We start from the raw sequence: 11,146 nt of genomic DNA, 5'->3' as shown, positions 1-11,146 counted from the left end.
CGAACTCAGCAGTGAAACGATGCATCGCCGATGGTAGTGTGGGGTTTCCCCATGTGAGAGTAGGTCATCGTCAAGATTAAATTCCAGAATCCCTGTCTGCTCACGCAGACAGGGATTTTGTTTTTGTAGAAGTCCCAAGTTTTCACAGGCACGTTATGCAGTAACGGATCTGTCACAGAATTTCTTGACGACCATAGAGCATTGGAACCACCTGATCCCATCCCGAACTCAGCAGTGAAACGATGCATCGCCGATGGTAGTGTGGGGTTTCCCCATGTGAGAGTAGGTCATCGTCAAGATTGAATTCCGAAACCCCTGTCTGCTCACGCAGACAGGGGTTTTGTTTTTGCGCGTAGCAAAAGCGGCGAATCTGCATATTTCCCCTCTCTATGATCCTCCTCAAAACCCCAGACTAAACACCTTGCCATCGACTTTCGTCGGATTAAACAAAATGCCATCACAAATGGCTAAGTTTTCCGCGATTGGTGCCGACAGCCTCTTGAGCAATGCGTGCTTAGTAGAGCTGCCGGTTGAAAAGGCTGCCTGCGCTGTTACATGGAAGGTTGCACCCGTACGCATCCCCACTCTCGGCATAAGAAGTCCCATGAAATGAATCTCAAGTTCAGCCATAAAATCCTTCTGGCCGCTTCAGGCGTCGTGGTTCTGGCGTTTGCGTTGTTCACTTTGTACAACGACTACCTGCAGCGAAACACCATCAAGCAAAACATCGAGTCCTCGGTGCAACAAGCTGGGAACCTGACTGCCAGCAGCGTTCAGAATTGGCTGAGTGGCCGAATTCTAGTACTCGAAAGCCTCGCACAAAACGTAGCCCACCAAGGCAAGCAAGCAGATTTGGCCGGATTGGTGGATCAGCCTGCGTTAACGTCGAATTTTCAGTTCACCTACGTTGGCCAAGCGAACGGCGTATTTACACAGCGCCCTGACGCCAAGATGCCAGACGATTACGACCCGCGTGAACGTCCTTGGTACAAACAAGGTGTAAGTGCCGGTAAGACCATGCTTACGCCGCCCTACATGGCAGCGGTAGGCGGCTTGATCGTGACTATCGCCATGCCTGTGAAAAAAGATGGCGAGTTACTCGGTGTGGTAGGTGGGGACTTGAGCCTCGACAGCCTGGTGAAAATTATCAACTCCGTGGATTCGGGCGGCCTTGGCTACGCGTTTCTGGTGAGCGGCGATGGCCAGATCATCGTAAGCCCGGAAAAAGATCAGGTCATGAAAAACCTGAAAGACATCTACCCATCCAGCTCGTTGCGAATTGAGAAGGGTATTCAGGAAGTCAGCGTGAATGGACATGAGCGGATTATGTCTTTCACACCGGTAACCGGTTTACCTGCTGATTGGTATATCGGTCAGTCGCTGGACAAAGAGAAAGCTTACGCCCCACTTTCTAAATTCCGCACCTCTGCGTTTATAGCCATGTTTATCGCAGTGGCTGTGATTGCAGTTCTGCTTAGCCTGTTGATTCAGTTCCTTATGCGCCCTTTGACCACCATGGGCCGAGCCATGCAAGACATTGCACAAGGCGAGGGTGACTTGACTCGTCGTCTGGTAATCGAAAGCAAGGATGAGTTTGGGATGCTCGCCAGTTCTTTCAACCAGTTTGTAGAACGTATTCACGCATCGATTTCGGAAGTTTCTTCGGCAACACGTCAAGTCCATGATTTGTCCCAACGAGTGATGGCTTCGTCTAACGCGTCAATCATTGGTTCTGACGAACAAAGTGCACGGACCAACAGCGTGGCCGCGGCGATTAACGAACTGGGCGCTGCAACCCAGGAAATTGCACGTAACGCGGCTGATGCGTCACAACACGCCAGCGGAGCAAGCGAACAGGCCGATGATGGCCGTCAGGTGGTTGAGCAAACCATTCAAGCGATGACTGAGTTGTCGCAAAAAATCAGCTTGTCGTGTGCCCAGATTGAAACCCTGAACGCTAGCACTGACAACATTGGTCATATCCTGGATGTAATCAAAGGTATCTCCCAGCAAACCAACTTGCTCGCCCTTAACGCGGCGATTGAGGCGGCACGTGCAGGTGAAGCTGGGCGCGGATTCGCCGTTGTGGCCGATGAGGTGCGCAACCTCGCACATCGCACGCAGGAGTCGGCAGAAGAGATCCATAAAATGATCACTTCCTTGCAAGTGGGCTCGCGGGAAGCGGTGACCACCATGAATGCCAGTCAGGTGTCCAGTGAGGAGAGTGTGGAAGTGGCTAACCAGGCGGGCGCACGCTTGATCAGCGTCACTCAACGTATTGAAGAGATTGACGGCATGAACCAGTCAGTGGCCGCTGCCACTGAAGAACAAACCGCCGTAGTTGAAACCCTCAACGTTGATATCAACCAGATCAACCTGTTGAACCAACAAGGCGTGGTCAATCTTAATGAAACGCTCAAGGACTGTGATGCGCTGTCGCAGCAAGCGAGTCGACTGAAGCAATTGGTCGACAGTTTCAAAATCTGACCCACAAGCTGGCAATCGCTTTGTCCACAGCCCTGTCGTTTGAAACGTCAGGGCTGTTTTGCTTTTCGGCGGTCCAGATACTCAGTGATGGCGCTGACCGCGCGCTGCAAATGCAGCCCCAACTCGGCCACACAGGCTTCGACCTCTTTGGCCCGGGCGAGACGCAAAAGGGTGCGGTGATCGTCTTGAGCCAGAGGGCCGAGATTCATTTGCTCAAGATTAAAGCGAAGAAAACGCTCTTCCTCAATCAGTCCGGCATCAACCAAAGCCAAAAGCTTCTTGTTAGATGCTTTGTTATAGAGCGCCTGATGAAACTGCCGATTCAAGGTGCCGACTTTGCTCAAGTCAGTTTCGGCTTCCATCGCCTCGATAAACCCCGATGCGGCTGCCAGATCCTGGTCATCCAGTAACGGAACAGACTGACGCAATGCCTCGGCTTCCAACAACAAGCGCAGCTCGTAGGACTCCAGTGAATTGTCTTCAATCAAAGGCGCCACCACTGCACCTTTGTACTGCACTACATGCAATAAGCCTTGGGACTCCAGTTGGCGCAATGCTTCGCGCACCGGCATGCGGCTCACACCAAACAGATCGGCCAGCGCCTCTTGGCGAATCGCCGTACCGCATGGCAGACGCCCGTCGAGGATGGCATTACGCAATGACTCTTCGATTACCGCGCGAGCTTGATGAGCTGCTACAGGGCCATGAACTTCAATGCTGCTTAAAGGGTTTCGTTTTACGGCCACGTTCGCGCACCTGCGTATGACATTCAGCTTGCTTGTTTGGATCCAAATGAAGGTAGGTACAGACCAAATCCTTGTCAAATCCTGTAACAACAAGTTTACCGTAACGACAGGTGAGTCCATCCATATCGAATTTCAGAACTGTCTCACAGACTGTCTGTCAGAAGACCTTCACGCGGGATAACTCGCCATTTCATTGTTTTTGGTACCACCACGACCGGTGATCATTTGCAGCAAGGCTGAGTAACAGGGCTTCGGTTCACTCAGGCTCGACTATATTCACCTAGGCACGGCCAGGCACGTGCGCAAAGGTGCAGTCAGCGCGCTGTTTAAGAATTAATTTGCAACACTCTTGACTGAAACCCACTCGCCGCGCAAAATTAATAGTTAGCAAACTAACATTATGTGACGCTTCTCTTGTCTGACACCCTTGATTCACTTCAAATGAGCATCAGCACTGGCATGGTGGTCGCGACCCGCCATTGGCGTCGCGTGTGCCAGACCACGCTGGTCAATTACGGAATTTCCGAAGCTTGCGCCATGCCGCTGCTGATTATCGGCCGCCTGGGCGAGGGTGTGCGGCAGGTTACTGTGGCCCATGCAGCCGGTATGGAAAGCCCATCGTTGGTGCGCTTGCTTGATCAGTTGTGCAAAGACGGCTACGTCCGCCGTTGCGAGGACGCCAGTGACCGCCGCGCCAAAACGTTAAGCCTGACAGACTCCGGGCGTGCTCTTGCGCAGTCCATTGAGGCGCAGTTGGTTCAATTGCGCCGTGCGGCGCTGGCCAATGTGCCAGTCGCCGATCAAGAAGCCGCGTTGCGAGTGATCCGGGCATTCGAAGCGGCTGGCCAACTGCCTGATGGGGCTGCTTCTTGAACGGCTTCTTCAGCAGCATGCCGCCTGCACGCGACTGGTTTTACGGCGTACGCACATTCGCCGCATCGATGATCGCGTTGTACATCGCCCTGCTCATGGAAATGCCGCGCCCGTATTGGGCGATGGCAACGGTTTATATCGTTTCCAGCCCCTTCGTAGGCCCTACCAGCTCCAAGGCCGTGTACCGCGCCCTGGGTACTTTGCTGGGGGCATCGGCAGCCGTGTTCTTTGTGCCGCTGTTCGTCCAGACACCGTTTTTACTGGTACTGGTCATTGCGCTCTGGACCGGCATTCTGTTGTTCCTGTCGCTCCATCTGCGCACCGCCAACAGCTACGTGTTCATGTTGGCGGGCTACACCATGCCGATGATCGCACTGCCGATTGTGGATAACCCGCTCAATGTCTTCGACATTGCCATTTCGCGGACCGAAGAAATCATGCTCGGCATCGTCTGCGCCGCCGTCGTGGGCAGCATGTTCTGGCCGCGCCGCCTGACCCCCGTGTTCATTGATGCGGCGGGCAAGTGGTTTGGTGATGCGGCCAACTACAGCAAACACTTTCTGGCCCGAGATGTAGAGCCCAATAAGGTCAGCGGCCTGCGTTCCTCGATGGTGGCCACGTTCAACACCCTTGAACTGATGATCGGCCAATTACCCCATGAAGGTGCGCACCCGCAAACCGTGCGTAACACCAAAGAATTGCGCGGGCGCATGATTCACCTGCTGCCTGTCGTGGATGCACTGGACGACGCGCTGTACGCCCTTGAGCGGCGCACGCCCGAGCTGGTAGAGCAAGTCACGCCACTGCTCTACCGCGCGCAACAATGGCTTGAAAGCACTCGCGAAGGCGCGCCTATTGAGCACTGGAAGGCCCTGCGCCACGAACTTGAGGCCCTGCAACCGAGCGCGGCGGCGCTGGATGATCGGCGTCAGCTGCTGTTGTCCAACGTGTTGTACCGCTTGGGTGAGTGGATCGATCTATGGCAAGACTGCAGAAGTTTGCAGCAGGCCATTACGACGGGAAATCAAGATGTCTGGCGTGCGGTGTATCGACATTGGCGGCTGGGTCGCCTGACGCCGTTTCTGGACCGCGGCCTGATGCTCTATTCGGCGTTCTCGACTGTGACCGCCATCGTGGTGGCGTGCGTGTTGTGGATTTTGCTGGGCTGGACAGACGGGGCGAGTGCCGTGATTCTTGCCGCTGTAGCCTGCAGTTTCTTTGCTGCGATGGACGATCCGGCCCCGCAAATCTACCGCTTCTTTTTCTGGACCTCGCTGTCGGTACTGTTTGCCAGTTTGTACCTCTTTGTGATCTTGCCCAACCTGCATGATTTCCCCATGTTGGTTCTGGCGTTCGCTGTGCCCTTTATCTGCGTCGGCACCCTCACCGTGCAGCCGCGTTTCTACCTGGGCACGTTACTGACGATTGTGAACACTGCGTCTTTTATCAGCATTCAGGGTGCCTACGACGCGGACTTCATGGTGTTCATAAATGCCAACCTTGCAGGCCCTATCGGCTTGCTGTTTGCATTTGTGTGGACGCTGATCGCCCGGCCGTTCGGTGCTGAGCTGGCGGCCAAGCGCCTAACCCGTTTTAGCTGGCGGGATATTGTACGGCTCACCAAACCCGCGACGCTGGCCGAACACCGGCAAATGGGGGCGCAAATGCTTGATCGCCTGATGCAGCATTTGCCGCGTCTGGCCATGACCGGGCAAGACACCGGCATTGCGGTACGCGAGTTGCGCGTCGCGCTTAATCTGCTGGACTTGCTTGCGTATGCACCTCGTGTGACCGGCGGCCCGCAACTGCTGCTGCGCCAAGTGGTCAGTGACGTAGGGGATTACTTTCGCAGCTGCCTGATGGCCGGTGAACGCCTGCCTGTTCCTGCAGGGTTACAGATGACCATGGACCGAACGCGCCGCGCCCTCAATGCCAATGATTTGCAGGACGAAAGTGATGCCCGTGTTCATTTGTTGCACGCGCTAAGCGGTCTGCGGCTGGCCCTGTTGCCCGGCGTCGAATTTATCGTTGACAACGACGACCTTCCCCAGCCGCACGTGCAAGGTATTGATGGAGCACCGCTATGATCGGGGATGTGGATATCAGCGGCGTGTTCCTGCCTACCTTTCTGGTGTTGATGGGCATCACCTATTTACTGTTTTTGGTGGTACACGCGGTTCTGACGCGTGTGCACTTTTACCGCCTGGTCTGGCACCGGGCTTTGTTCAACGTCGGTCTCTACGCTCTGCTTCTCGGCGTTGTGGATTCGTTAAGTCGATATTTGATGACATGAAAAAACCGTTATTGACCTTGGGCCGCGTCGTTCTCACCTTGCTGGTGGTGGCGTTTGCCTGCGTCGTAGTCTGGCGCATGACCATGTACTACATGTTTGCGCCGTGGACACGGGACGGCCACATCCGTGCCGACATCGTGCAGATTGCCCCCGATGTCTCGGGCCTGATCAAACAGGTTGAGGTGCGTGACAACCAGCCGGTCACCCGTGATCAGGTGTTGTTTGTGATCGACCAGGAACGCTTCAAGCTGGCGCTGCGCCAGGCCCAAGCCACCCTGGCCGATCGCAAGGAAACCCTGGCCCAGGCCCAGCGTGAAAGTCGTCGTAACAAAGGCTTGGGCAATCTGGTCGCCCGCGAGCAACTGGAAGAAAGCCAGTCCCGCGAAATGCGTGCACAAGCGGCGCTCACCGAGGCCCAAGTGGCGGTGGATAGCGCTCAGCTCAACCTTGACCGCACCGTCGTGCGCAGCCCGGTGGACGGGTATGTCAACGACCGGGCGCCGCGGGTCAACGAATTCGTCACAGCCGGGCGGCCGGTGTTATCCATTGTCGACAGCAGCTCATTTCATATTGATGGCTATTTCGAAGAAACCAAACTCGCTGGTATTCACGTCGGCCAGAGCGTGGATATCCGTGTGGTGGGTGACAATGCGCGTTTGCGCGGGCATGTCGAGAGCATTGTCGCGGGTATTGAAGACCGTGACCGCAGCAGCGGCCAGAACCTGCTGCCAAACGTCAACCCGGCGTTCAGCTGGGTACGGCTAGCACAACGCATTCCGGTGCGCATTGTGTTCGACGAAGTGCCGGAAGATTTCCGTATGATCGCCGGGCGAACCGCCACGGTTTCGATTATCGAAGACTCACCCAAAACCACGCCTGCGCAGGAGCAAGCGCAATGAAAGCGGTTCACCTGGCGGCCGTGGGGCTGGGTTTGTTGCTGTCCGGCTGCCAACTGGTGGGGCCGGACTATCACCTGCCCAAAGACGCCGCGCTGCAGCGCCCCGATTTGCAGGGAGGGTTTGCGGGCGAGGGGGCCAACGTGATGTCGGCGCCCGTGCCTGCCGATTGGTGGAAGCTCTATCGGGACCCGAAGCTTAACGAGCTGGTGCGTCAGGCGCTCGCCTCCAACACGGACCTGCGCGTTGCAGCCGCTAACCTGTCGCGGGCACGGGCTCAGGTTGAGCAAGCGCAATCAGCGGGCGGCTGGAGCGGTTCGGCCAAGGCGGGCGCCCAGCGCTTGCAGGAGTCTGGCGAAGCGTTCCTGTTGGCCGACAAGGTGCCTGTGGCCAACGTCGGCGACCTTGGCATCAGCACTTCGTATCAGTTCGATTTATGGGGCACCTTGCAGCGCGGTATCGAGGCGGCACAGGCCAATGCTGACGCCACCCAGGCCGCCGCTGACACTGCTCGTATCACCTTGGTGGCAGACGTGGTACGGGCGTATACCCAAGTGTGCGCGGCCAACGAGGAGCATCACATTGCTGAAGAGTCACTCCAGCTGCAGGCGCAAAGCACGCGATTGACCCAGCAACTGCGCGATGCAGGGCGCGGCGACGAAACTCAGGTCACGCGGTCTGAAACTCAATTCAAATCGTTGCGCGCCGAACTGCCTCGCTACGAAGCCTTGCGCCAGTCCGGGCTGTTTCGTCTATCGATGTTGCTGGCCAAACCGCTGAACCAACTGCCCACGGGCGTAGCCACTTGCGCCGAGTTGCCGCAGATCGCGCAATTGTTGCCCGTGGGTGACGGTGCCGCGCTGCTCAAGCGCCGTCCCGATGTGCGTCAGGCCGAGCGTCATCTGGCGGCAGCCACCGCCGAGATCGGCGTGGCCACAGGCGCCCTTTACCCCGACATCAGCATCGGCGCGAGCATTGGCACTGTTGGCATCATCGACAACCTTGGCACTGCGCCGACCAATCGTTGGGGCTTTGGCCCGCTGTTAAGTTGGACTATTCCTACAAACGGCTCGCGTGCGCGTATCCGTGAAGCCGAAGCCGCCACCCAAGGTGCGCTGGCCAAGTTCGACGGCGTTGTTCTAAACGCGATCCGCGAAACCCAGACCAGTCTGGTGCAATACACCGCGTTGTTGCAGCGCCGCGATGCCTTGGCCGAAGCAGAAGCATCAGCCAAGACAGCCGCCGACCAAACCCACCAATTCTATCAGGCGGGGCGCGAGTCGTTCCTGGCGGACCTGCAAGCGACCCGGGTTTACACGGATATGCGCGCGCAATTGTCAGCGGCCAACACTCAGGTTGCCATGAGCCAGATCGACTTGTTTCTGGCCCTCGGTGGTGGCTGGGAAAGCGGACGAACGCAAGCGGCGACCCACGCCAAACCCTGATGGCGTTGCTATGCTCTGAGAGGTCGGTATCAAAACGATGGCTCAGGGCGTCGAGACACTTTTAGCCCCTCCCCATCGCGCAAAATGGCTCGATGGGGATTCTAATAATGAAAAACCCTTATGCTCCCGGTTTCTGGTGTGCGGTCGTCGCGGTGGTGCTGCTGTCTGCTACGTACTTCTACGGCATCATGTTGGCGCACCAGATCGACAAGGCGTTGTTCTTCCTGGACAGCGCCAGTGCATTGATTGCGGTATTGGCTATTGCTGTGGTGGCTTGGGCATTGGTGCAAACCCGGCAAATCAAGAAGCGTCAGGTTGAAGCCGGTCAGACCCGGGTTCTGATCTGGGACACCAAAATCGCATTACGCCGCGTCGAAACAGTCTTCGATCGCTACTTCTGGGGCAGCTACTGGCAGCCGGGGCGCACGTTTGAAGCGTTCATGGGAGAACTGACCGGAACGCCACTCGAAAAAAGCCTTGATGCCCTCAAATCTCAATGCCTGCAACTCGATAAAGCCTTGCCCTCGGAAGAGCGTCAGTGGCTCGATAACGCACGCGAGTTATCTGACGTAGCCGCTGCCATGGGCCGAGAGCGGTATCAGCTGGATTACTCAGATTCGTCTGTGAATTCCGTGGGAGAAATCTGCGTAGATCATGACCTGGAAGTGTTGGTGTACACCTGGAGCGCCATCCTCAAGAATTTCGATCATCGCCTGGATGAAATAGAGCGTCTCTTGGCCCGCCCAGCATGAATTTTCATGACTGAAAATGTCCGAAAGAAGCGTGTGGCAAGTTGCCAGTGATACCCTGCTGCCACTTTTCGGCCCATGACGGGCTTGGCAAAGACCGCTTTTACTTTCAACACAACGGACATTGAACGGGTCAACTGATGAATAAACCATTAGGCGTGTTAGTAGGGATTGTTGTTATTGCAGGTGCTCTGAATACCGCTGGGGCGTGGTACACCGGCACTAAACTGGAAGGCGTGTTGCAAACGTCGATTCAGGAGGCCAACAAGGAACTGGCGTCTCAGTTGAAAGGTACGCCAACCCACGGCTCGGTCGAACTGGTCTCACTTGACCGTCACCTCTACAACAGCACCGCCCACTACCGCGTAAAGGTTGAGGATGACTCCGCCGGGCCGGATGCCCAGCCTGTAGAGTTGCTGTTCGTGGCCGACATCGAGCATGGTCCGTTGCCGTGGTCGCGCCTCAAAACCTTCAAGTGGATGCCAGTCATGGCAACGACCACGTATGCGCTGGAAAAAACACCGTTCACTGAAAAGTGGTTTGCTGCTGCCAAGGACCAATCGCCGCTGCAAGGCCAGGTCACACTGAATTACAACCGTTCGGTTGAAGGCCGTATGGAATTTCTGCCGCTCGAAGCCGCCCTGGACGCAAACTCCAGCCTCAGCTTCTCGGGCATGACCATGGAAGGGACGTCCGGTGCCGACGGTCAAAACCTCAAAGGCAAAGGCTACATGGATCACTTCAAACTGCATGCCGTGTCGCTGAACAAACCGCCTTTGTTGATTGAGCTGAACGGTCTGACCGTGGCCAGTGACCTGGACAAAAGTGAATTTGGCTTCTTTCTGGGTCAGAACTTTATCAATTTGAATGAAACCCGGTTTACCTTCGGCAATCGCCAATCGGTGCTCAAGGTCAATAATTTTGAATACGCCGGCTCCACCTCGGCCAAAGGCAAGTTGTTGTCAGGGCGACTGGACTACAAAGTCGGTGACGTTTCGCTCAACAACAACCCGGTCGGCAGTGCACAACTGGTCTTGAGCGCCAGCAGCCTGGACATCCCTGCGATGCAATCGATGTTGCAGATTTACCAGACCAAATTTCAGCCTAAACCTGATGGCACACTGCCCGTGACTGAGCTGACCCCGGCCGAGCAAACCCAGCTACAAACCAATCTTGATACGTTGCTGGCGGGTAAACCGCACATGGCGGTCGAGACGCTGACGGTGAAAACGCCGAATGGCGAAAGCGAGTTCAACCTGGCAGTTGCACTGGCTCAGCCTGCTGCCCTTGATCAGCCGCCGGTGGAAATCACCAAGCAACTGCTGACCTCGCTGGTAGCCAAGTTGCAGCTGTCCAAGCCGATGATTGCCGACCTCGCCGGTGTACAGGCGCAACTGGAAGGCCAAACCGACCCGCAGACCCTGGCGCAGGTTGGCACCATGACCAGCAACATGGTCAGCAACATCGCTGTGGGTGCCGGGCTGGCAAAAGTGGAAGGCGACAACATTGTGGCGTCGCTTGACTACGCGGCAGGCAACGTGGATTTCAACGGCCAGAAAATGAGCCTTGAAGACTTCATCAACCAAATGACTCTGCGTTTCAACGCGCCGATTCAGTAATTACCCCAGCGCCTCATGCCTCGTCAGCGGTGACAGAA

The 11,146-nt window shown here is 56.3% G+C and carries 10 protein-coding genes and 1 rRNA gene; 9 read left to right on the top strand and 2 right to left on the bottom strand.

Annotated elements, in window-relative coordinates:
- The first annotated feature begins 183 nt into the window (after positions 1-183).
- Positions 184-299: ribosomal RNA gene (gene rrf, locus HBN68_RS20660) — 5S ribosomal RNA — on the top strand.
- Between the two features lie 100 nt (positions 300-399).
- Here rrf and HBN68_RS20655 read toward each other — a convergent pair.
- Entirely contained in the window at positions 400-630 is a 231-nt protein-coding gene (locus HBN68_RS20655; protein WP_169964675.1) for a hypothetical protein, read from the bottom strand.
- Here HBN68_RS20655 and HBN68_RS20650 point away from each other — a divergent pair.
- A complete protein-coding gene (locus HBN68_RS20650; RefSeq protein WP_169964673.1) occupies positions 610-2,487 on the top strand; it encodes a methyl-accepting chemotaxis protein in 1,878 nt (625 codons plus the stop codon). The genes HBN68_RS20655 and HBN68_RS20650 overlap by 21 nt on opposite strands.
- 47 nt (positions 2,488-2,534) lie before the next feature.
- Here HBN68_RS20650 and HBN68_RS20645 read toward each other — a convergent pair whose 3' ends face one another.
- The gene (locus HBN68_RS20645; protein WP_169964672.1) at positions 2,535-3,233 is read right to left on the bottom strand and encodes a GntR family transcriptional regulator; all 699 of its coding nucleotides are present in this window, start codon (positions 3,231-3,233) and stop codon (positions 2,535-2,537) included.
- A 441-nt stretch (positions 3,234-3,674) separates the two neighbouring features.
- Here HBN68_RS20645 and HBN68_RS20640 point away from each other — a divergent pair, with 441 nt between their 5' ends.
- From HBN68_RS20640 to HBN68_RS20610, 7 genes are all read left to right on the top strand, one after another.
- On the top strand, positions 3,675-4,106 hold the full coding sequence (locus tag HBN68_RS20640; protein ID WP_169964670.1) for a MarR family transcriptional regulator: 432 nt from the start codon (positions 3,675-3,677) through the stop codon (positions 4,104-4,106).
- A complete protein-coding gene (locus tag HBN68_RS20635; protein WP_169964668.1) occupies positions 4,103-6,193 on the top strand; it encodes an FUSC family protein in 2,091 nt (696 codons plus the stop codon). The genes HBN68_RS20640 and HBN68_RS20635 overlap by 4 nt, the downstream gene beginning before the upstream one ends.
- A complete protein-coding gene (locus HBN68_RS20630) occupies positions 6,190-6,399 on the top strand; it encodes a DUF1656 domain-containing protein (protein ID WP_047272783.1) in 210 nt (69 codons plus the stop codon). The genes HBN68_RS20635 and HBN68_RS20630 overlap by 4 nt, the downstream gene beginning before the upstream one ends.
- Positions 6,396-7,298: an HlyD family secretion protein gene (locus HBN68_RS20625; RefSeq protein ID WP_169964666.1), complete on the top strand. Its 903-nt coding sequence runs from the start codon at positions 6,396-6,398 to the stop codon at positions 7,296-7,298. Before HBN68_RS20630 ends, HBN68_RS20625 begins: the two co-directional genes overlap by 4 nt.
- Positions 7,295-8,740, top strand: coding sequence for an efflux transporter outer membrane subunit (locus tag HBN68_RS20620; protein WP_169964664.1), 1,446 nt, complete (start codon positions 7,295-7,297; stop codon positions 8,738-8,740). Before HBN68_RS20625 ends, HBN68_RS20620 begins: the two co-directional genes overlap by 4 nt.
- A 107-nt stretch (positions 8,741-8,847) precedes the next feature.
- Positions 8,848-9,492 carry an NADH:ubiquinone oxidoreductase subunit N gene (locus HBN68_RS20615; protein WP_169964662.1) on the top strand — a complete coding sequence of 215 codons (645 nt, stop codon included), beginning with the start codon at positions 8,848-8,850 and terminating at the stop codon, positions 9,490-9,492.
- Positions 9,493-9,629: 137 nt separating this feature from the next.
- Entirely contained in the window at positions 9,630-11,108 is a 1,479-nt protein-coding gene (locus HBN68_RS20610) for a YdgA family protein (protein WP_169964660.1), read from the top strand.
- Positions 11,109-11,146: the final 38 nt, after the last annotated feature.

It is taken from the genome of Pseudomonas sp. WS 5078 (assembly GCF_012985745.1).
GTDB classification, from domain to species: Bacteria; Pseudomonadota; Gammaproteobacteria; order Pseudomonadales; family Pseudomonadaceae; genus Aquipseudomonas; species Aquipseudomonas lundensis_A.
This window is presented reverse-complemented; position numbering and strand designations above follow the sequence as displayed.